We start from the raw sequence: 22,354 nt of genomic DNA on the forward strand, positions 1-22,354 counted from the left end.
AAAAACAAACAATTGAGGAAATATAAAAAAAGACGTAAATACGTCTTTTTGGAGAAATTCTACAGCCTCAACGCCTCGTTAAGAGGCAATAAAATTGTTGGCAAAATTAGCGACGAAGGAGCAAAAGCCAACTGTTTTTTGTCCTTTTAAACGACTTGTTAAGCCTCGCTTACTAAACTCTCTAACTTATTGTACAGGTTAACAAATTCGTCATCATTTCCAGTTGGATTAAAGGTTGATAATAATTCTTCAAAACTTAAAGATTCAAAGTGTTTATTAGCTATCTTTTTGCCGCCTAAAGCAACTCGCATATCATTTTCTTTTGCCTTTGCTTTGACATCACACCAATCGGTAAATGAAATGCCACAACCTGGAGCTAACCTCTCTAAAGCTTGAGGGGGCATATAGTTTTCAATTTCTCTCTTACGCGTAACCGAGAAGTTTTCGCCTTCAATAAAACCATATTCAATCAGTTTTTCTGAATTAGGAGAGGTTTCTTGTTCAGATTCTTTATCAGAATCTAAGTAAATATAAAACGGCTTATTTAAAGTTGTTAAAAGATCTAGGGACACCCAATGCTTGATACTCCCACACCCACCGACAGGGATTGGAACAATGCCTAAATTCTCAAATTGTTCATTCGTAATTCCATTTTCATGATATAACTGAGAAACATGTGCAAACGCTTTGCAATCATCAACACCTTCAACTAAAAGTAAACACTTTGCATTATCAAACATAGAAACAAACTGGTTATCCACAGTAACCCCTAGGTCATCTGCAATCTCCTTATAATTTGTAACGTTTGAATTAAGCATGTAAGTTCCTTGTTCTCTAAATACATGGTGAAGGTCGCTACGTTGTGTTTTAGATACTAATACTGGTGAATGTGTCGTAAGAAAAACTTGGTAGCCAGCCTTTGATATGTCACTTAACTTTTCAAACAAGTTTTCTTGTGCAGACGGATGTAGAAAGGTTTCAGGTTCTTCAAAGGCAAAAATTATATTCTGATGATCCTCATGTTTTTCTTCAGCTAAGTATTCAAAATAAGACATCATTGTTATTCGCCTAAATCCATCACCTCTTGCTGAAAGGGGAACAGCACCTTCTGCACTATCACTTTCGAAACCTGTAGAAATTAGTTTACTCCAGTCAAAATCAATTTTTGCCTTTACCTGCTCACTTTCAGGTACTACAGAGTTTATTTTATCTGTAATTCCAGTTAAAACATTCTGTAGCTGGGTTATTACTGTTTGCTCTAAAATATTTGTATCAACTTGCTCCTGAATAACTTTAAATGCCATGTCTTTAAAATATTTTTGAATGGCGCTATCACTTTCAGATAGTGGAGAGTCCGCAAGAAAATATTCAAATTGAGGAAGGCATTTTTTAATAACCTGTTCAGTTTTCTTAAGCCTATTCTGCCCTGACGTGGGAAGTTTTTCTTGGATATATTCGAATTCAAAGGCTCTATCGCTATAGATAGATTTAAGTCGTTGACGTTTTTCAGCGTTATTGTGATCTTCACCCGAAACAGGGTTTGTCATTAAGCCGGGTTCTGCTTCAAGATCATTATCGCGACAGAGCTTTATAAGCTTTGCTTCTGTCAGTGAGAAGAAATCTAAATCCTTATAAGACTTCCTAGTTACACTATACTCTGGCGTTATTTTCCCAGTTTTTGCTCCATCCCACCTTTTGGTGATATGAAGTAAGCCATCAGAGTTAATCAGTTCCTCTTGTTCAAACGTAGTTTGAACATTTTCATCTATTATTATTTGAGTATCATTTGTCGAAAAAAATAACTCTATTTCTGTGAATTGAACAGTTCGATTATTTAAGTTTTCAGAAATATATTGTTTGTTGTTTAGAAACAGATCTAACGCTTTAAGTATTGTTGACTTACCTGCATCATTTTTACCCACAATTACATTAAAGTCTTTTGCGGGAATTTCAATTCTATCCGAAATACCTTTAAAACCAGATATAGCAACTTTTTCTAATCTAATCATTCTCAATCCTTGAATTATTTACTGAACCCTAAAAGAGGCCTAACGAGTTTGTAGAATAACTCATTTATTATAAATTTCCCCATAAAATAGAGGTACTAAATGCATTACCTATATCGCGTTAACACTCTACAGCCTGATACAAGAGCTAAAAAACTCGTCGTTTTGACTGAGTTAGTTATTCTACAGCCTCAACGCCCAAATAATGGGCAAAAAATAGTTGGTTAAAATAGGCGACGCAGGAGAAAAAACGAACTGTTTTTTGTCCTGATTAATTTGCTTGTTAGCTGCCAGTTACACTTTTCTCTGAAGATACAAAGAACAGCATAAATACACCAAGCATGATAGCGATGTCCGCTACATTAAAGATACCTGTTCTTAACGAGCCTATACCTATATTTAAAAAATCAACGACAGCACCATTGTTTACAACACGATCATAGAAATTGCTTAACCCACCTGAAAAGATTAAAGAAAGTGCAATTAATGATGATAAGTTTTGTTTAGAGTTCTGAATTAAATATGCGAGTAAGCCAAACAAAAAAGCACCAACTAAAACAACGAAAATCCAGAAACGAGCACTATCAGATAAAGTGTTACCCAACCCAAGAAAAGCACCTATATTTTCGGTATAACCAATTCTTAAAATATCATTAAGATAACTCGTCATTTGACCTTTTGGGAGATATTCTGAAGCTAATACTTTAGTGCCTTGGTCACAACCAACGCATGACAATGTAACGACTAAAATAGTTAAAATTCTTTTCCAAACATTCATATTACGACTAAACCCTTTTTGGCTGCTAACGCCTCATTCAGAGGCGAATAATTGTTGGCTAAAATCGCGACGCAGGAGCAAAAGCCAACTGTAATTTGTCCTGCTGAAATGACTTGTTATGTTTCTTTGACGGCGATGGTATTAGGGATTATTTGAGGTAAATCATCAATTTTTGGATTGAAATTATTGTTAAAAATATAATCCAAACCTTTATCTCCTTGACCGAAAGCCCATAAAAATAGCTCTGCACCCAGTGCTGAAGGTTGGCACATAATTCCATCATACTGTGCAGATTTAACAATTTTACTCATGTGATCTTTGCCACCATACTGAAAATCATTGTCAATTAGTCCATCATTCTGTAAGCCAAAAAACGTGTGTCTTAATAGGACTTCTGCTTTATCATATTCTTCTTGGTTGTATCCCATAGCTTGAGCATAAAAAGGAAATGGCAAAAAAATCTCCATTTTGCTTCGATCTTCCATTCCAAATTTATAACCTTTATTTTTGAACAACTCTTTGACTGTTGAATAAATCAAAAAGTGCGTTCTTAACTGGTAAGTTGATAATTCATCAACCATTTTTGCTATTCGAGCACCCCGGTCATCTCTGCCTAATTCAGTTCTTGCTGAGGCAAGCACACCTCCAAAATACTCAACAGCGACATCATTATCATTATATGAGCCGTCATTAATAATAGTCTTTAAAACTTTAGGTGGAACGCTACCAGGCTTATCTCTATCATCACCCAGTTTATCATCTGCTTTTTTAAATATTTTCCCAATATTTTCAAACCGCTTCTCAGTGAAGTCTTTTAATCCTCCACCTAAATAATCAGCAGTTGGCCCTAAAAGTTTTTGAATTCCATCTTTACCAATGTAAGCCGCAATGGCTCCAATACCTACGGTTGTAATTGGCTCTGGCACTGAACTCTCCTTGAAACATAACAGTATATTATCCATAATTCACGATAGTAACGGATTATGAAATAAAAAAATAACAAAACAATAATAATTAAATTATTGCTTGTCAAAGCTTTATAGTAAAACAGGTGGTTTTATTTTAAACATTAAGTTTGTAGAAACTAAGCACTGCGTCATACTCAGCTATTTTGTGCTGAGTATGACGCAGTGCTTAAAAAATTAAATAATAAAAATCAATAAATTAGAAATTTACCTATGTAAAAAGTGAGCATATTCGTGCTCACTTTCTACACAAAAAATTGCGTTTTTTGGGAAAATACATTATAACTGTATGTATACACAGTCCAGCAAAGTGTTTTTTTTATGATTATCAAATCTCCTTTTTTACAGTCTCTTCGAGATGTAATTCGAGTTAAACGCTATAGCTTACAAACAGAAAAAAGTTATTTATATTGGGTTAAATTTTTCATTCTGTTTAATGAAAAACGTCACCCCAAAGAGTTGGGTGTAGTAGAAATAAACCACTTTTTTAACTCATTTAGCGGTTAATCGCAGTGTTAGTACAGCTACACAAAATCAAGCTTTATGCGCGTTAGTTTTCATGTATGAGCACATGTTAGATCAACAATGTGATGGTTTAATTTTGTCATACACTAAACGTCCTAAAAATATTCCAACGGTGCTTTCTCCAAATGAAGTAGCTGCTATTATTGCTAACTTAAAAATGCCCTATCAATTAATCATTTCTATTTTGTAAAATGATAAAGGACATATATAGACGCTTCCTTGATGTCAAGCCGAGCTTAAGTGGAACAGAAGAAAATCTCTTATGCCTTACATGGCTGAACAGTGCTATTTTCAATCTACTGTTTATGATGACAGGCTCTGTGCTTGCTTAAAGCAAACTGTACTGACATATATTCGAGCTATGGTTTGTTATCCATGCTCCAGATGAGTTGCGAACTAGAAATACCTTTAAACATTGAACACTCAAACGCGCTTTATGCACTTATCCTATCGCAGGCTTTGCTCTAGTTGGCTAGTGCCTTTTAATTTCATCTTGTAAACAACAGTCTTGAAAAGTTAAACCTTAAAAATGAGGTACTATCTAGCTGCCTAAACAGTCACACAGGCTCATGGCCTTAGTCCCAGGCAGGCTAGCTAGATAGTAAAACGGGGAATAATTCATGCCACAACCCTAACCACTTGAGGTGTGTAATAGCATTGTTTTTGTAATAATGTCCACATGATACGTGCTAATTTGTGAGCTGTTGCTACAGCGGTACAATTGAACGTTTTTCTTGCTCTTAATTGGGTGATCCATAAGCTTAAAGAATTTAACTCGGACACCCATCTTAATTTATATCAGCGGTGAAAAAACTCAAAGACACTAAGATGGGAAGACACTAAGATGGGTGTCCCAGTAACAACCAATCTCATCAGTCACTCAAATTTGAACAACACTCGCATTTCAACTAATGCTTTATAAGCGAGTGTCCCCGTTAAATTAGTAGGATTTTTAGTGCTGCTTTTGTCACGTATGGTGGTTAGATTAAAAGGTCGGTGATATTCAAGAATGAAAACACTATTCATTTATCACTGCCCCCTTTCTCATGTTAATAACTACGTGAATTAACACCGAATATCAAGCTGTTACAACTCGCTCATTGCCTGTGCTAAATCGGCAATAATATCAGCAGGCTCTTCAATTCCTATTGAAATCCTAATTAACCCATCGGTAACACCAATTAATTCTCGACGTGCCTTTGGTACACCTGAATGAGTCATCGCTGCAGGATGCTGCGCTAAGCTTTCAGTTCCTCCTAAACTAACCGCAAGTTTAACTAATTTTAGTTTATTCAATACGTTAAATGCAGATTTTTCACCACCTTTAATTTCAAAAGAAAACGTTGAGCCCGCGCCCGTACATTGTTTTTTATAGATTTGATATTGTGGATCACCTTCGGTTAATAATCCTGGGTAATCAATTCGTGTTACTTGTTTATGCGTATTTAAATAATCAACCACTTGTTTTGCACCAATGGCTGATGCTTGCATACGAATTTTTAATGTTTCTAAAGAACGTAATATCAACCAAGCTGTATGTGAATCCATGGTTGTGCCGATGCAATTTCTGATTTTTCTGATTTTGGCGATCAAATCTTTATTACCTGAACAACTACCACCAATAAGATCGGAATGACCGCCAACATACTTGGTTAACGAATAGAGACATAAATCAGCACCATGCTTTAACGGTTGTTGCCATAATGGTCCTAGCATAGTGTTATCTACTGCCAATATCGGTCTAACGAGTTGTTTTTCAGATATTTCATCAATAAGATGACGACACTTAATTAAATCAACAAGGTTGTTTGTTGGGTTATCAGGAGTTTCAAGCATAACCACAGAAATGTTCCCCATTTCACTGGCGGTCTTTAATGCTTCTTCCAGCCCTTTAGTGCCTTCACTCGATATAAAACCGACCGCTTTAATATTCATTTGCGTTAACATACCGTTAATCAAGGTATCTGTGCCACCATAAATAGGTTCAGAATAAACAATGACATCGCCAGGTTTAGAAAGTGCTAACAGCGTTGTTGAGATAGCTGACATACCACTACCGGTTACTATACAGTCTTGTGCATTATCCCAGATGGCAATACGATTTTCTGCAATTTCAATGGTTGGATTATTGAATCGTGAATAGACTAAGCCGGCTTTTTCGCCTTCCTCAAGTTGGATACGCCCAGAAGACACATCAAATAGATGCTTACCTTGCTCTGCTGATTCAAAGACAAACGTTGATGTTTGAAAATTAGGACATTTAATTGCACCTTCCGATAGCTTTGGATCATATCCATAGCCCATCATTAACGATTCAGGTTGCAGTTTATGCTCACCTATTGCGGTTTTTTTGTAATTAGTTGGCATGTTTAATTCTCAGTTAACTAAAGTCTATTGTCGGTACTGGTATTTCGGTACTGGTATTATAGAGAGCGTTTATCTCTATTCTATCTATTGATTTATCATTTAAAATATCTACATTAATACTTATAATTATTGGTATTTATGACCTTTAAGAAGGATATGTATATTCATTTATACCCCACCCTTCTATTAATTGAAGTCAATATTAATTTTACTGAGTAAGTTTACATATCACTACTTAAAATCCATCAACAGTAATGTCAATTTCATCGTTCAGCCTGCTTTATAAAGTTTTTTCTATCGGCAGCTGTTGCGCTCTCATTACACTCACCATGTATAGTGTAAATTGACTTGTTAAGTGTACGATTCAGTTCAAAAAATCCTTTTCGGCAGTAACCATTTTCTTCAAGTTTTTCAACTAAACGAGTTCAAGTTCATTGGTCATTTGACTGTCTCGTTTGTTACTTTTATTCGAGCTTTTTGATTTTTGTTTATTAGGTCGCTCGCCGCCTTTATCTCCCCTTTTGCCTTTTCCCTTTTCTTTGACTTGCTTGTGTGATTTACCCTCGTTGCTATCGTCTTGTGGCGTAGTCTTGTATACAAAAATTAATGAAAAAGAAAACATTTTTGTATCATCTACAATATTACTTCTAAACACTTCTGTTATCTTATTGTCATATTTACTACTGCAACCAGATAAAATAAATAAAGTTATTAAAAAAACGACAATCGAATTTTTTAATGAAGTAGCATGTAGAAAGTTAGCGTGAATAAAGGTCATATAATGTAATCATAATAAAAAGAAGAGTAGATAAATATAATACTCCTTATTTAGTAAAGAAACGTAAAGCGGGTTATTTAATTAAACAACTAGCCAATTAACACTAACTAGCATGTCGGCTATATCAATACCTTAATACCTGAACAGTCAAAAAGAGAAAACTTGATTCTAAGGTAAAGTGAGCTTAGTTTAATGTTATCTTATTTTTGTGCATCGAATAACTGACAGAATTCTTCAAAAGGTAACGCTTTATTAAAAAAGTACCCTTGATATTGATAACAGCCGAGTTTTTTCAAACAATTTAATTCTTCTAGGGTTTCAACGCCTTCGGCTAAAACAGCCATATTAAGCGCCTTCCCCAAACTGATAATCATATTAACAATCGCTAGGCTTTCATCACTTTCTTCTATGCTGGACACGAAAGATCGATCTATTTTTAATATACTTGCGGGTATAAGCTTTAAGTAAGTTAAAGACGAATAACCCGTGCCAAAATCATCAATACCGCACGCGATTCCTTTGGCTTTTAAAGATGCAATCAGTTCAATGGAATCAGTAATATTTTCTATTAATAAGCTCTCTGTTAATTCCAAAGCTAAACGATTAGCTGAAATATTGTTTTGCTCAATAGCCGTCATGATTTTACTTTGAAAATTGTTTTCTATTAATTGTTTAGCGCTGACATTAATAGAGATTGCACCAAAACTATGAGGTACCCCACGTTGTTCTAGTTTTTTAATATCACGACATGCTTGTTCAAGCACCCATTGACCAATATATAAAATTAAATCACTTTCTTCAGCGATAGGAATATAGATAGCAGGGGATTCAATACCATGTTCTGGGTGATTCCAACGTAATAATGCTTCTGCCCCAATAATTTCATTATGATGGTTAAATTGGGGCTGGTAATACAATTCAAACTCTTTTGCTATTAATCCTTTTTTCATATCGTCGACATAAGCAAGTCGTTTGTTTATTTTGTCTGACATTGCAGGTTGATATTGCTTGCCTTGCAAATTCTTTTCACGTTTTGCTTCATACATAGCAATATCAGCAAATTTAATTAGGCTACTAGCAGTACTCTTTTGTAATGGAAAAAACACATAGCCAATACTACAATTAAGCTTATATGAATTATCTTTAATAATGAAAGGTTCATCTATCACTTGATTAATTTCTTTAATAAATAAATTAGCTACCTTTTGATAATTTTGATCTAGCCCCTGCAAAATAATGACGAACTCATCCCCACCAAAACGTCCAACATGAACATTTTCATTACTTAAAGAATTAAGTCTATTTGCTAAGGTTAGTAGTATGAGGTCGCCAATACTATGCCCCATAGCATCATTAATAGGCTTAAACTTATTTAAATCAATAAATATAGTACAACCATACTCTGCTTTGATACTGGTCTGCTCAATAGCATTTTTAAGTAGTTTCTTAATATGTTGTCGATTGAATAAGCCAGTTAAGCCATCATGTTGTGATTGAAAAGCAAGTTTTTCTTCAATAAGCTGTCTAGAGTGTATTTCTTTCACCAAAGAATCATGTATTAAGGACGCATAACAACTTGTCGCTAATTTATTTAAAATAGGAGATAACGCCTTTTGAACATCCATAGCAAGAATATAATGCGTTTCAAAAACTAAAAAACCATGTCCAGGTACGATAAAACCATATAATTGATGGCCATTATCGTATTCCATTGCTATCGTCTCTTGCTGCTTATTTAATTGTTTAACAAAGTTTGATAATTTCAAGCAGTCTTGCCATGGTTTACCTGAATTGATTTTTGGGATACTTAATAAATTACGATAATCACTTTCTGCTATTGTTTCTATTTTCCTCGGAACGCCATTTTCATCGCAATAAACATAAAAGTGAGTACTGGTTAAATTTAAACGACTAAAGCACACTTTTAAAAATACTTTTACCATGGCTTTTAAGTCAAGTTTATTGCCAATAGCCATGGCGAGTTCATGTTGCAACGAAATAAGTGATAAGGCTTTATTCATAAATTACCTATTTATTAGCTATTTATTACCAGGTACTAATGACAATTGATCGGTTAAGAAGACTAAGCGCACCACTTTGACCGTTAGCAATTTCGCCAATGGAGAGCACACCAAATAATTCAGAAGATTTATTGTGTTTACTAATGACTTGTAGCTCCTGATTATACCTATCTTCCATATATAACACTCTACTTACACAGTCGAACATCATTGATGCTTGTTGGCTAACATTGATGTTTGAAAAAACTTCAATTGCGGCTTCTTCAGCTGCATTAATTAAGTTATCTTCACTGCCATGAAGTAAATATACCATAGAGTTAATAGCTATTTTACCAACACATTGTAAGTGACCATTAATCGCTAAAACAGGATCGCGAACAATTAAATTATTATTGATATCTTCAATACCTAATGGAAAGTGTTTGGTAATATCGTGAAAGTTACCGCTATCAAACTTGTAATGACTATTAATTTCTATGGCTTGGGCATAAACGTCAAATGCTGCTTGATAATTTAAGCTTAGTACTGTTTGTTCGTGTACCTCCGAGGCTAAAAAAGGCCCTTCCAATATTTGCCAACCATGAGCAATACTTGTCGTTATTTTAGAAGGTAAGGAAACGAGCAATACTGAATTACTATAGATACCGTTATTGGTAATAACACTTGGCCGTTGAACGAAATCTAAATAGCCCGCTCCACCTCCAGCAATAGAAATAGTATGATCGAGACAATCAAAAAGGCAATCAATGAAATCTTCGATATTAGTCATTAAGCCATCATAAAACATTAAGAAATCATCTTGATGATTAAGATTTTCATTTTTTTCTAATACTCTATTGATCTGTTCTTCTAATTCATCTTCATCACTGACTTGATCTAAGTCAGAAAAAAGTGACGTTTGATAAACCTCTTTAAAACCTATAATTAAAGCTCCTTGTTTATACAAAGCAGTTTGGTGAGTAATCATAGGATACATTCCGCCAAAAACGGGTAACGAACAACCTTTTAACAATAACGTCAGTGCTTTTTCGTTGTATTCATTTTGGCTACAAATTAGCAGCATTAAGCTTTTTGCTCCTTTACCCTGAGCTAGCTGTAAACCTTTATTTAAATCATCAAGTGCTACACTTTCAATATACAAAGTGAATAATTCTTTATTCATATACTGGTATCCATCTGCATCTACCCATTTTTTTGTTATCAAAAATGCTTTTATTATATAAAAGTAGCGCTAATGCATAAAATTGTCTAGCTAATAGTAATCTCAAAACCTAGCCCCCCTTTTTTATTTCGCCTTAAAATAACCGACTTCAGAGCGTGTATTTTTTTTATCGAATCTAAAACTAGAAAAGCAATTAGTATATCAATACAATGGTGACTTTATTTAAGTAGAAGTTTTGGAGTATCAGTTGGTTAAGTTAAAAGGGATGAAGTCTACATTTTTATGTTTAATGGCAGTTACAGGCTTATTCTCATTATTAATTCACTTTCAAATACAGTGGCAAAGTCAATTAACGTTAATCAATTATTTGGTTTATCCATTACTGATCGTTACTGCTATCTTTGCAACCCAATTTAATCGCAGTAGAATTGCTATTTTATGCGGCTTATGGCTAGTATTTTTAGTTACTACAAACTCCCCATCTATTAACACCAAACCTTTAATGCTAAATACACAATGGCTACTTTTATATGGCGCTAGTTTATTTATGCTATTGGCTTTAATAAAAGATCGCGCGCTTTTATCTGTTCATATCATCAGTAGGCTTATATTTATTGGTTTATGTGCCGCGATAACTTTTTATTGGCTACAGCTGAGCCAAAGTTTACATAGCTTAATACCACAAACGCCATTATGGACATCAGTTTTACCTTACGTTCCTATTATCATACCACTTGGCTTGTTAGGCCTTTTATTGGTATGGCGTAGTATTAGTAATCACGATTTAACACTCACAGCGCTACTGATTACCTTTATTGTTTGGTGTCTAAATCAGCTAAATATTATTGCTTTACCTTGGACGCTTATTGCCATAGTGATGTCTGCACTATATTTACTTGCCGTTAGCACTGACTCGTACTATTTAGCTTACCGCGATGATTTAACTGGATTACCTACTCGTCGTGCATTAAACCAACTCGCCTTATCACTGGGGCGTAAATACACAGTGGCTATGCTTGATATTGATCATTTTAAAAAATTTAATGATACCTACGGACATGACATTGGTGATGAAGTGCTAAAACTGGTAGCAACAAGAATGGCTGAAATGCGTAGTAGTGGTAAAATTTATCGCTATGGCGGCGAAGAATTTACTGTTGTTTTTCCAAGAAAAACAGCCGAGCAAGCTATTCCTGAGCTAGACAAACTACGTCAAAGTATTGCTAATTACGACATGGTGATTCGTAGCGATAAACGAACAGATAAAAAGAGTAGGAACACCAAAAAGAATAATAACAAAACGGTCAATGTTGCAGTATCAATTGGTGTAGCACAAAGAGAGCCAAAACAAAGTTTTGAGCAAGCATTAAAAAATGCTGATTTAGCACTATATCGTGCTAAAAAGAAAGGGCGAAATAATGTCAGTCAGTAGCATTATAACTTTTCTACTTAAGCTCGTGTAATACTAGCTTTAACATAAAGTTTTCAAACACTGTTATATTTTTCATATACGATGAAGCCTCAATGATATAATCGTGTAAATAAACACTAAATTAAAATGTTAATTGAGATCTTCATGAGTATAAAACAAAAACAGGTATTACTTTTCGATCTTGACGGCACATTGGTTGATAGCGCGCCCGATATTGCTCTGGCAGTTAATAGCACCCTAAAAGATCTAAATAAACCGGCATTTGATGAAAATACTATTCGTCAGTGGGTAGGTAATGGCGCTAAAGCATTAATAGAGCGTGCGTTATCTGGCTCAACCAATATTAATAAAGAACTCGATCGCACAGTAGTTGAAGATACTTTAGCTATTTTCTTAAGGCATTATCAACAATGTATATGTGTCAATTCTGTTTTATATTATGGTGTTAAAGAAGGTTTGCTTACTTTAAAAAAAGCGGGTTTTCGTTTAGGGATAATCACCAATAAACCTGAAAAGTTAATTCAGCCAATACTCTCAGGCTTAGGTATTGGTGATATGTTCGAAATATTGATTGGTGGCGACACCTTACCAGAAAAGAAACCTAACCCTGCACCACTTTTATTAGCCTTAAAGCAGCTTGATGTTACCGCAGACCAGTGCTTAATGATTGGTGATTCTAAAAATGATATTCTAGCCGCAAAAGCAGCTAACATAGACAGTGTTGGTTTTACTTATGGTTATAATTACGGTGAAGATATCGCACAATATAATCCACAATGGTGTTTTAATACTTTCCCTGAATTCACTTCAGCAGCTTTTGATTAAGCAATATAAGCTAAGTGTTAATTGCGTCATACTAATTAAAACTTAGATTCAAATAACAAACTGACTTACGCTAAGCGCCAAATCGCCAAATCGCCAAATCGCCAAATCAATTATAGATTAAAGATTCTTCGCTAACGCCACAGGATAATCTCGCTGCTGTGCTAACGCTATAGCTCGCTCTGTTACTTCAGTTTCAGAGCATTTCAAGCTAACAGGAAAGTAATGTTCTGTTAAATAGTTTATGCCTATTTTTGCTAATTTCTCATCTGCATACATTAATTGCTCAGCAATAAGTCCACAATCAATAAAATTCTTTAAGATCGCATCGGCGGCGTCTAAAGCTGAAGAGGCTTTCACTATTTCAGCACGAGCGTAATGTTGACCATAAAAAGATACATCTGCAGTCCGTAAATTAGCATCTTCGCCTGGAATTTGTTGTGCCCCAAAAAGTGGTTTTGCCGCCACAGTCGCTGAACTAAATTCTGGCAGAAACTGCGCCATATGTTCAATTGAACCTAGCGTTCTGTTTTGAATTAATTGCTCAGGCCACTGTTTATCAATTTTTTCTATAAAGCGTTTGGCTAATTTAGGCTGAGCACTATTAACCGAGCTAGCCACTAAACCTTGATCAAAAAGTGTGATGTCTTGCGTCATGCCATGTAATTGAAAATATCCGTCTGGGTAAGGCGTTAATTGTGCCATACCTTGCGGCGTTCCCCGCTCACCATAAAAGACAATTTCAGGCCATATACCATGACATTGCGGCCAATGTGCAACATAAGCGGCTTTAAATTCAACCATGCGCTTACGTTTGGCACTTACCATGTCATCAATTTCACCGGTTTTGAAACCGCAGGCATTAATGACATAATCATAATTTTTATGCTGAACAATATCACTGCCATGTTGCTTTGTTGATACCTGCCAACCTGGTTTATCTGTTTGTTGAGTGAGCCCAACAACTTGATTATTTGTTTGCAGGTGACACGTAGGTAAACGCTCTATAGCTAAACTAACAATGGCTGCAAAACGAAATGCGGACAAGCCATATTCTTGTACTAACAACACCGGAAACTTAAGCTTGTTTAAATCAACGTTTTGCGCAAATGAAATTAACCAATCACTCGCATCTGCCGCTTTTTCTGGTATTGCTTTTCGCTGTAATACCTCAAGCTCAGCACGAGAATAAAAGCGAAAATAATCCGCTGGTTTACCCAATACTTGATTACGATTGTCTTTATTAACTAATTCTTGATATTTAGCACGCAATTTTTCTAAACGGGGTAATAAGTCTTCTGGCTCACCATTGTCTGTTTTAGGTAACGCAATCACCGTGGGGCGAATATTGACACTGTGAGGGTAAACTTTAACCGTATCAATTGATTGCTGCAATAAAACCAAACACTGCTCATCACTGATTTCACGATATAGGTTGCCACCCGCATGTAAATGACAAATAGGAGGGCCGTTAACCAAACTCGGTCCTTTTTCTATCAAGGTAGTATCTAAACCTAATTCAGCAAAACGTAATGCAATAGTCGATCCTGCAACGCCGCCGCCAATAATGGCAATTTTAATTTTAGAGTTGGATAAAGGTTGCTGAGTAATTAAAGGTTTATGCATATTTTCGGGTAATGTTATATCAAGTGAGTTAATTCAACTTGAACTTGCAGCTTTATCGATAAATTAACTTATCGTTTAATAAGTAACCTGAGTTCGGTTTAATAAATTAAAAACATCTTAAACCGAGTTCAGGATAAGTAATATCAACGTGATAAATAATATTTTACTACCTTTATAGCAAAGTTAAGGTCTTTGCAAAGGATCTACTAAATTAGGCGAGATTATACAGTAATGTTGTTAAGGGTGGTACTTATCACGTTTGTTTAATCACTACCCTACCGCTCTTTAATCCTATGTCTAATAAGTCATATTATTACGACAGATAAAAATAAAGCTCAAGTAGGTAGATCAACTTACCTATAAACAATACAATCTATTAATAAAGAGTCATTAGCTAAAAAGATTAAGCTAATTGGTCTGGCTAACAAGAACGACTAGCGTCATTGTTAAAGACCTAAAATGTAAGCCTCTCTTCATAGTAAATATGCTCAAATAGTATTGTTAATCTCGATTACTTTAATTACCTTAAAATATTTATACCTGCAAAAAATTAGGAAAACAATGAAATACAATAACGTAACTAAAAATTATAAAATCCGAAGTTTGCTTACCTGTCTCTGGCTTTTTGTTTATAGCAGCTGTTCCTTTGCTAATGAACAAGTAACTATTAATGCCAATGAAAAACTAACTGAAATAATTAATGAAAGGTGGGATTATTCTTTAAAGGAGAATCCATTATCAGCGACTCGTTCTGGATTAAGTGAATATAATCATTTACTTCCTCGTGTATCACCAAAAGATAACAATAATCGCCTTGTCGCAGAACAGGAATTTCTTAGCCGATTATCGAGCATAGACATTGAACAACTTACTGAAGAAAATCGAATCAACCATCAGTTATTAAAATGGGTGATTGAAGATGCCATTAGTCGTTATCAGTTAAACTTATCTCGTATCCCATTAAATACTTTTAGTAGCTTTTTTCTATCGGTTCTTAGTATGGGTAATGGCTTAGTAATGAGTAATGCTAAAGACTATCAAGACTATATTGCTCGATTAAATGAAATTCCAAGATATTTCCATGAAAACATCGATAATATGCGCACCGGCATTGAAACCAATTTTACCCTACCAAAAATAGTTATTGAAGGCATCCTTCCTACTGTTAAAGCGCAAATTTATAAAGATCCGACGAAAAGCAGTTTATATAAACCGTTTTTAAAGATGAATAATACGCTTTCAGAAGAAACAAAAACACAACTTAGAGCAAGCGCCAAACAAGCAATCGCAAAATCGGCGATACCGGCGTTTGAAACATTTGCTGAATTTTTTGGTGGTGAATACTTAAAAGCAGCGCCTGAAAACCTTGGCGCAGAACAAATGAATAATGGCAAAGCCTATTATGCTCACCAAATTAAAACCTACACCACATTAACAGACATTACGGCACAAGAAATACATCAAATAGGGCTTAACGAAGTAAAGCGTATTCGTGAAGAAATGGACCAAATCATCAAGGACCTTAACTTCAAAGGCTCTTTTGAAGAGTTTACTCAATTTCTTCGAACTGATCCGCAATTCTATGCTAAATCTGCGAAAGACTTATTAAAAGAAGCTTCTTATGTTGCCAAACGTATTGATTATGTGATGCCTGAGTTCTTTGGGAAACTACCACGTTTACCCTACGGCGTAGTACCGGTACCTAAAGAGATAGCGCCCAATTATACAACTGCTTCATATAATGGTGCAGTAGTTGGTGGTAATCGTGGCGGCGCATACTGGTTAAATACTTATCAACTGGATCAACGCCCTTTATACGAACTTACCGCACTTACATTACATGAAGCGGTACCAGGTCATCATCATCAGTCAGCTATTTCAAGTGAACTAAAAAATGTACCTAAATTTCGTTTAGGGCTTTATTTTAGTGCATATGGTGAAGGTTGGGGATTATATTCAGAAAAGTTAGGTGTTGAAATGGGCGTTTACGACACACCCTATGATCATTTTGGCCGCTTAAGTTACGAAATGTGGCGAGCCTGTCGTTTGGTTATTGATACAGGCATACATTCTCAAGGTTGGAGTAGACAGCAAGGTATCGATTTTCTTGCCAGTAACACTTCGTTATCTGAAGCGAATGTAAGAGCTGAAGTAGATCGCTATATATCGTGGCCTGGACAAGCACTTTCATATAAATTAGGCGAGATTGCTATTTGGAAGCTTAGAAATAAAGCAGAAACAGCACTAGGCGAAAAATTTAACCTTCCTGATTTTCATGATGCTTTACTAGGTAATGGTGCATTACCACTAACCATGGTTGAAGCTGAAATTAACCGATTTATAGCAGCTAGTAAGTGAGTTGATTTCAAATTAAATAAGTTAAATTCTACTACGTTAACGTTGATAAAATTTAATTGGAAAAATTAGGTAGTAAAAATAAAATATCATAAACTGCTCAGCAAACGGTTGTGCAGTTTATGCGTGATAACGATTAAAAAACACACTTATTGATTATCTTAAAATGCCCTGAAAACCTTGTTGTTACATAAAGTTTACTCGTTGCAGAGTCCTTTTTAAATGTAGCATTCAACTTCGATAACTAACGCTTAATATTTCATAAGCTTTACGAATTTCAATAAAATCTTCTGGACAGCCTCCTTTATCTGGGTGGCTCATAGTGACTTTGCTTTTGTAAGCCTGACGAATATCCAGCCAATTTACATCTTTCTCTAGGCCTAATATAGTCAACGCTGCATCAACTTTATCCACAGCACGATACTTTTGCCAAAAGCTTACAAAGAGTGCATCAATATCGTCAGCAGTGATGTTATTCAAATTAGACCAGTCTAAATAATAGTAAGCTAGATCACTATCTCGTGTGGTTAAGCTATGTTCATTTGCTGCGTTTTTAGCAATAAGACAAATTTCTAATGGAAAAATAGTGAGTAAGAAACCTTCCGTTTGAATATCACGTTGAATTTGATATAAGGCGTTCATAACAAAAAAGTTCTTCTGAAAAAGAATAACTTGAGGGTCTTCTTCTTTACCAATAAGGGAAATAAGATCATCTTTACAAAGGTTAACTAAATCAATTAATGAGCATGCACTATGTTGTTTTTTTAAATACTCCAAAATAGGAATAATCAAAGGATTGGTCATTAATTTAGCTTCCTTTAAATGAGTTTCTGAAATGCAAAACCATTGCACTATGTTTGATAGCAATTTGTTAATAAACACGATTGAATAAATGTCAGATTACTTTACACTTTTAATTTTTCCCTTCATCTAAGAAAGTAATTAACTGATAAATAAAAGTTTTAATTTTTGGTATATAACCTGCTTAAATTATGGAGGAACATTAAAAATTACTAAAGGATAATAAAATGAATATAAACTTTTTTAAAGCAACTATTGTTACCTTAGCATTAACTGTAAGTAGTTTTGCAAATTCATCTCTAATTACTCATGAATTTAATGATGGAGACTCTTTAGCTGCTTGGTCTGTAGATCGTACAGCGCCTGATGGATTTGAAATTATAAATAATGAACTTGTTATGTCATTAACAGGGCCAGTTCACCCTACAAATACTTTTTATGATACGCACGGCATGAATCTTGATATTGGTCAATCAAACTATGTATCTATTGATGTTTTCATTGATAAGGATTGGATTAACGCTGAGCGATATGGTGGTGTGTGGGCTGAATCTTTTAACGCAGCTGATGTCACTACAGGTTGGCCTATTGTTGAATTTAGTGGGATAAGCGGAGTACAAGCTTGGGATAATGGTGGTTGGCAAGCATTTACAACTAACTTTATTACTGGCGAATTTAATAACTTTAAACTTCAAGTAACTTCTAATGGTGTAGAATACTCATTAAACGATACTGTTTTTTATACTGATACTGTTGTAGATACCCAATATTTTGGCAAAGTATTTTTGAATGCTAAATATGAAGGAAATGATTTTTCAGTAAGATATGACAACTTAGTTTATGGAACGGTTAACGTTCCAGAGCCTTCAACCTTTGCTATTTTCGCATTAGGTATTTTGGGCTTAGCGTCACGTAAATTTAACAAGCAATAAGCTGATCGGTTATACACGCTTACATTCAAGTAAATGAATAGACTAAAAAGCACCATTTTTTGGTGCTTTTTATTTACTTTAATTTAACGAGTTCATTATGCCTGTATGAATTACGTACTAAAAACAACGCAACAGGACCTTTTTATAAGACTATTATTGTAAAGATGCTAACACTTTTTGATAAAAATACTGCTTATCATTATTACTTGTTTGAGTAAAATGAATAATGAATGCGTTCAATGTTTTAATAAGCTCTTCATCCGTAATATTTTTGTTTTCTTTCATTATTGTTAAGCATCGTGTTAAATAGATTTCAGCTTTGTCACTGTCGCCTGTTAATAAATAGAACCGTGCTAAACCAATTAAAGGACCTCTTAGCTCAGGGTGGTGCTCACCTAAGACCTCAATCTTAAAGTTAAGCCCTTCTTGATATAAGCTTAGTGCTTTATCCAACTGATTACTATCGAGATAAAGATTAGCAAGTTCCTGTGATGCAGTTAACGTGGTTGGGTGCTTTATACCTAATTTGGAGGTTAATTTTTTTACCGTATCTTCAATTAAAGGTCGTGCTTCGTCATAGCTTGCATTCAAGCGTAATAAACGTGAAAATTTCATTTGCGTTTGTAAGGTTTCAATATGGCTTTGACCTAGAATATCTTGTCTTAATTGCAATGTTTTTCTAAATAACCGTTCAGCCTCTGCTACTTTACCTAAACCACGGTAACTATCAGCAAGGTTATGCATTGATCTTAATACCGTAATATGACGTTCTCCAAAGACCACTGATGCATGCTGAATATGTGCTTTAATCATAGGCACTGCTAATTGATATTGCCCCATAGCTTCATATAATGAACCTAAGCTACTGGAACATACTAATGTTAATGGATCATATTCACCTAAAAGAACTCGACTATTTTCAATACACAAGTTGTACATCTTTTTAGCTTCTTCGTAGTCTCCTAGCCAGTAAGCTATCGTGCCCAATTGATTTAATGAACGAATGCTATCTTTATTTTTATTACCAAAAAGGTTTTTTCGTTTTTCATAAACTTGTGTATATATTATTTTTGCTTTCTCTAGCGATCCCGTATCCTGATAAAAACCACCTAAATTACTTAAATAACCAAGGTATATACTACTTTTTTCACCATACAGCTCTTTACTTAGCGTGATAGACTCTTTAATTAATGGTAATTGAATGTTGAATTCAAATTTATTACCATAAAAACGAATGTACTGATTTAAAAAATTTAAATACTCTTTAGTTTGCTTTAATTGAGTGTCGTTATAGAATATTGACGCTGTAGTTAAATGCTTTTCTGCTGCGTCGAGTAACCCTAAATCTATATAAATACCAGCAATGACTGTTTGAATAGTCGCGTCAATTTCAGGGTGTTTTTTTAAAGCATTATCAGCAGTAATATTTTCACTGGCTTTTACCAGAATATCTTTAACTAATACTTCTTTACCCTTTGCTTTTTGGGGTTGGATTTCCTTAAACATATTAGTTAAAAATGTGGCTATTGCATCAGCTTTTTTACTTTGATATAAAGCGACATCACGTTCATAACCAACCTGCCTTGATTGATACCACGTTAAAAGACTAAAACCAATCATGACTAAGACAAACAGAGTAATGAAATTATTTTTTCTGCTTTCGTGCCGCTTAGATTTGGAAATAAACTCGATTTCATTAGCATTTAGATGAATACCAGAGCGTTTACTTAATTCAATATCGTCTAAAATCTTTTGCTTTGAATTGAGTAACGTGTCAGTAGACTTATTACTTTCTAACCAATATAAACAATCATCCGCCAATTGTTCACGCTTATAAATTGCTTCACTATTTTCATTAACCCATTTGCTAATTCTATGCCAATGCTTTAATAAGGCTTCATGAGCAATAGTGATAAATTGTACTTCACTATTTATTTTTTCATTTTTAGCTTTTGAAGGAAAGTAACGCTGCTCCCCTGTTGATGTCTGAAGTATTGTTACGAAAAGATGCGCATCAAGAAAGCTTTGAATAAATTGTTTTTCGGCGGGATCAACAAAAATAGCTATTGGTGCTTTTCGTGCCGTAATACTCTGTTTATTACGGTAGTCTATTTTGACTAAAGCGTGCATTATACTATCCCAGCATTTTTGCGCAGATGGTGATAAAAGATTAAAGGTGATTTCTGCTTGCTGAGCTATCGCCCCTTCCATTCCCCCCATATCATGATAAACGCTAAGCAGTAATTTGTTATCTTTACTACGTTGCTGGTATAGCAAGTCAAGTGTGTACTCTAACAGTGGTAAAGCATCGTGGTTTTTAACCGCTGCGGCCAGTAATATCTCATCCAATTGTTCGCCGCTTATTTCATCTTTTTCAAATGTTAAGCCTGCAGCTATGGCTGGATTACGTATCATCCTTGTAATTTCAATGGGGCTGGCGGCTTGTAAGTCGTATTGACGCCCATTATCTTTTAAATCAGGAAAACCATTAACGTCGATACATTCTGCATAAAAATCATTTCGTAACATGGCAATGCATAATAAATTTTCGCATTGTGCTAACTGCTTTATACAAAGAACCAGGTTTTCTTTCAAACGCGTATCTAAATTATCATCCAGTAAAAATTGTTCAAACTGATCAATAACCAATAATTGGTAATTTTTTACTTTATTTGGACCGTCAATGTTTTCTGTTAATTCGCCAGTGTGTACTAGGCCGTTTTGAACGAGACTTTTTGTATATAATCCTGACGTTAGTTTGCGTGGTGTTTGTTCTACTTCCTTTATAAAGTTCGTCAATTCAATATCAGGCTTTAATAGAGATAATGTACTTAAAGCATTGATAATTGTAGCCGTAGGTGATTCATGAATACTTTGGTTGGGCGTTATAATATGATGTTGTTTTACGCGCAATTGAGCAAAGCCAGTTTCGCTGTTCAAATAAGGTAATACCCCTGCTCGAATCAATGACGATTTACCACTACCACTTTTCCCCAATAATAATAAAAAATGACAACGGCGTTCAATACAATGCTTTAAACTTTGAATAACTTCCGCAATCGCTTTTGTTCTGCCAAAGTAGATAGGCGTATGACTTTCATCAAACGTATTCAAACCCATATATGGTGAACCATGGGTCCATTGTGTAAGACTCTGCCGTGGAGCAAAGTGTGATGTTTCATTTTTAAAAACAACATCACTAATAATTCGATAACCGCGTCGATATATAGTTTCAATATATATCGGCTGCTTAGCATTACAACCTAACTTTTTTCTTAGACCCGCAATACATTTTTGGACAGGAGCATCGCCATAGAAAGTACCTGACCAACAAGCGATTAACAACTGTTCTGCGCTAATAGTTTGACCCGCGTTTTGACATAGATAAATGAGTACATCCATCATTTTAGGCTCAATGGTAAAACTATTATCTTTACTTATGAGTTGATTTGAACCGCTATCTACGGCCCATTCACCTAAGGTAAAAGAGTATTGTTTATCGGTTGCATTTAACTGATCTTTGCTTGCCATTCTAGTACCAGTAACTTAATAAGCCTTATCTATTGATATAAAGCTTATAGTATCAACAACGTCTTTACCATAAACATTACATAAAAAATAAAAACCAAAAACAACACCCTAAACCATTGATAATAAATAAATTTAATTAAAACCATCATGGTAAGGAAATCGTAAGGTTCTCTATATTCGCTTTATTGCAATATGGTAAGGAAGTCGTAAGTACTTTTACATAATAATTAGTAATAATAGTTCAGATGCAGGG

The 22,354-nt window shown here is 34.7% G+C and carries 17 protein-coding genes; 6 read left to right on the forward strand and 11 right to left on the reverse strand.

Annotated elements, in window-relative coordinates:
- Positions 1-158 precede the first annotated feature (158 nt).
- The 3 genes from Q4496_RS00005 to Q4496_RS00015 all read right to left on the reverse strand — a co-directional run bounded on the left by Q4496_RS00005 (position 159) and on the right by Q4496_RS00015 (position 3,710).
- Positions 159-2,009 (reverse strand): AAA family ATPase, encoded by a 1,851-nt coding sequence (locus Q4496_RS00005; RefSeq protein ID WP_303609707.1) that lies wholly within the window; start codon positions 2,007-2,009, stop codon positions 159-161.
- Positions 2,010-2,289: 280 nt separating this feature from the next.
- Entirely contained in the window at positions 2,290-2,784 is a 495-nt protein-coding gene (lspA, locus tag Q4496_RS00010; protein WP_303609708.1) for a signal peptidase II, read from the reverse strand.
- A 116-nt stretch (positions 2,785-2,900) separates the two neighbouring features.
- On the reverse strand, positions 2,901-3,710 hold the full coding sequence (locus tag Q4496_RS00015; RefSeq protein WP_303609709.1) for a hypothetical protein: 810 nt from the start codon (positions 3,708-3,710) through the stop codon (positions 2,901-2,903).
- Between the two features lie 360 nt (positions 3,711-4,070).
- On the opposite strand from Q4496_RS00015, the gene Q4496_RS00020 reads away from it, so the two are divergent.
- Both Q4496_RS00020 and Q4496_RS00025 read left to right on the forward strand, forming a co-directional pair.
- Complete coding sequence (locus Q4496_RS00020) at positions 4,071-4,256, forward strand: phage integrase N-terminal SAM-like domain-containing protein (RefSeq protein ID WP_303609710.1); 186 nt, start codon at positions 4,071-4,073, stop codon at positions 4,254-4,256.
- A gap of 64 nt (positions 4,257-4,320) precedes the next feature.
- Entirely contained in the window at positions 4,321-4,464 is a 144-nt protein-coding gene (locus tag Q4496_RS00025; protein ID WP_303609711.1) for a hypothetical protein, read from the forward strand.
- 686 nt (positions 4,465-5,150) lie between these two features.
- Here Q4496_RS00025 and Q4496_RS00030 read toward each other — a convergent pair.
- The 5 genes from Q4496_RS00030 to Q4496_RS00050 all read right to left on the reverse strand — a co-directional run bounded on the left by Q4496_RS00030 (position 5,151) and on the right by Q4496_RS00050 (position 10,602).
- Positions 5,151-5,300: a hypothetical protein gene (locus Q4496_RS00030; RefSeq protein WP_303609712.1), complete on the reverse strand. Its 150-nt coding sequence runs from the start codon at positions 5,298-5,300 to the stop codon at positions 5,151-5,153.
- Positions 5,301-5,360: 60 nt separating this feature from the next.
- A complete protein-coding gene (locus Q4496_RS00035; RefSeq protein WP_303609713.1) occupies positions 5,361-6,641 on the reverse strand; it encodes a cystathionine gamma-synthase family protein in 1,281 nt (426 codons plus the stop codon).
- 415 nt (positions 6,642-7,056) lie between these two features.
- Positions 7,057-7,419 carry a hypothetical protein gene (locus Q4496_RS00040; RefSeq protein ID WP_303609714.1) on the reverse strand — a complete coding sequence of 121 codons (363 nt, stop codon included), beginning with the start codon at positions 7,417-7,419 and terminating at the stop codon, positions 7,057-7,059.
- A 200-nt stretch (positions 7,420-7,619) separates the two neighbouring features.
- Positions 7,620-9,440, reverse strand: coding sequence for a bifunctional diguanylate cyclase/phosphodiesterase (locus Q4496_RS00045; protein WP_303609715.1), 1,821 nt, complete (start codon positions 9,438-9,440; stop codon positions 7,620-7,622).
- Between the two features lie 25 nt (positions 9,441-9,465).
- Entirely contained in the window at positions 9,466-10,602 is a 1,137-nt protein-coding gene (locus tag Q4496_RS00050) for an FIST signal transduction protein (protein WP_303609716.1), read from the reverse strand.
- 265 nt (positions 10,603-10,867) lie between these two features.
- Here Q4496_RS00050 and Q4496_RS00055 point away from each other — a divergent pair, with 265 nt between their 5' ends.
- Together Q4496_RS00055 and Q4496_RS00060 are read left to right on the forward strand one after the other, a co-directional pair.
- On the forward strand, positions 10,868-12,034 hold the full coding sequence (locus tag Q4496_RS00055) for a diguanylate cyclase (protein WP_303609717.1): 1,167 nt from the start codon (positions 10,868-10,870) through the stop codon (positions 12,032-12,034).
- A 144-nt stretch (positions 12,035-12,178) separates the two neighbouring features.
- Entirely contained in the window at positions 12,179-12,859 is a 681-nt protein-coding gene (locus Q4496_RS00060) for a phosphoglycolate phosphatase (protein ID WP_215972495.1), read from the forward strand.
- A 117-nt stretch (positions 12,860-12,976) separates the two neighbouring features.
- On the opposite strand, the gene Q4496_RS00065 is transcribed toward Q4496_RS00060, so the two are convergent.
- Complete coding sequence (locus Q4496_RS00065; RefSeq protein WP_215972494.1) at positions 12,977-14,482, reverse strand: FAD-dependent oxidoreductase; 1,506 nt, start codon at positions 14,480-14,482, stop codon at positions 12,977-12,979.
- 561 nt (positions 14,483-15,043) lie between these two features.
- Between Q4496_RS00065 and Q4496_RS00070 the strand changes: the two genes are divergently transcribed.
- Positions 15,044-16,840: a DUF885 family protein gene (locus Q4496_RS00070; RefSeq protein ID WP_215972493.1), complete on the forward strand. Its 1,797-nt coding sequence runs from the start codon at positions 15,044-15,046 to the stop codon at positions 16,838-16,840.
- A 228-nt stretch (positions 16,841-17,068) separates the two neighbouring features.
- Here Q4496_RS00070 and Q4496_RS00075 read toward each other — a convergent pair whose 3' ends face one another.
- On the reverse strand, positions 17,069-17,641 hold the full coding sequence (locus Q4496_RS00075; RefSeq protein ID WP_215972492.1) for a DNA-J related domain-containing protein: 573 nt from the start codon (positions 17,639-17,641) through the stop codon (positions 17,069-17,071).
- A gap of 224 nt (positions 17,642-17,865) precedes the next feature.
- Here Q4496_RS00075 and Q4496_RS00080 point away from each other — a divergent pair, with 224 nt between their 5' ends.
- Complete coding sequence (locus Q4496_RS00080) at positions 17,866-18,570, forward strand: PEP-CTERM sorting domain-containing protein (protein WP_252727424.1); 705 nt, start codon at positions 17,866-17,868, stop codon at positions 18,568-18,570.
- Positions 18,571-18,723: 153 nt separating this feature from the next.
- Here Q4496_RS00080 and Q4496_RS00085 read toward each other — a convergent pair whose 3' ends face one another.
- Positions 18,724-22,101: a tetratricopeptide repeat protein gene (locus Q4496_RS00085; protein WP_303609718.1), complete on the reverse strand. Its 3,378-nt coding sequence runs from the start codon at positions 22,099-22,101 to the stop codon at positions 18,724-18,726.
- Positions 22,102-22,354 lie beyond the last annotated feature (253 nt).

It is taken from the genome of Colwellia sp. 5_MG-2023 (assembly GCF_030547795.1).
Classification (GTDB): Bacteria; Pseudomonadota; Gammaproteobacteria; order Enterobacterales; family Alteromonadaceae; genus Colwellia.

Coding starts and splice junctions, on each gene's coding strand:
- lspA (WP_303609708.1), bottom strand. CDS start 2,784: ATGAATGTTTGGAAAAGAATTTTAACTATTTTAGTCGTTACATTGTCA.
- Q4496_RS00025 (WP_303609711.1), top strand. CDS start 4,321: ATGTTAGATCAACAATGTGATGGTTTAATTTTGTCATACACTAAACGT.
- Q4496_RS00070 (WP_215972493.1), top strand. CDS start 15,044: ATGAAATACAATAACGTAACTAAAAATTATAAAATCCGAAGTTTGCTT.
- Q4496_RS00080 (WP_252727424.1), top strand. CDS start 17,866: ATGAATATAAACTTTTTTAAAGCAACTATTGTTACCTTAGCATTAACT.
- Q4496_RS00035 (WP_303609713.1), bottom strand. CDS start 6,641: ATGCCAACTAATTACAAAAAAACCGCAATAGGTGAGCATAAACTGCAA.
- Q4496_RS00055 (WP_303609717.1), top strand. CDS start 10,868: ATGAAGTCTACATTTTTATGTTTAATGGCAGTTACAGGCTTATTCTCA.
- Q4496_RS00020 (WP_303609710.1), top strand. CDS start 4,071: ATGATTATCAAATCTCCTTTTTTACAGTCTCTTCGAGATGTAATTCGA.
- Q4496_RS00005 (WP_303609707.1), bottom strand. CDS start 2,009: ATGATTAGATTAGAAAAAGTTGCTATATCTGGTTTTAAAGGTATTTCG.
- Q4496_RS00060 (WP_215972495.1), top strand. CDS start 12,179: ATGAGTATAAAACAAAAACAGGTATTACTTTTCGATCTTGACGGCACA.
- Q4496_RS00065 (WP_215972494.1), bottom strand. CDS start 14,482: ATGCATAAACCTTTAATTACTCAGCAACCTTTATCCAACTCTAAAATT.
- Q4496_RS00085 (WP_303609718.1), bottom strand. CDS start 22,101: ATGGCAAGCAAAGATCAGTTAAATGCAACCGATAAACAATACTCTTTT.
- Q4496_RS00040 (WP_303609714.1), bottom strand. CDS start 7,419: ATGACCTTTATTCACGCTAACTTTCTACATGCTACTTCATTAAAAAAT.
- Q4496_RS00030 (WP_303609712.1), bottom strand. CDS start 5,300: ATGAATAGTGTTTTCATTCTTGAATATCACCGACCTTTTAATCTAACC.
- Q4496_RS00045 (WP_303609715.1), bottom strand. CDS start 9,440: ATGAATAAAGCCTTATCACTTATTTCGTTGCAACATGAACTCGCCATG.
- Q4496_RS00050 (WP_303609716.1), bottom strand. CDS start 10,602: ATGAATAAAGAATTATTCACTTTGTATATTGAAAGTGTAGCACTTGAT.
- Q4496_RS00075 (WP_215972492.1), bottom strand. CDS start 17,641: ATGACCAATCCTTTGATTATTCCTATTTTGGAGTATTTAAAAAAACAA.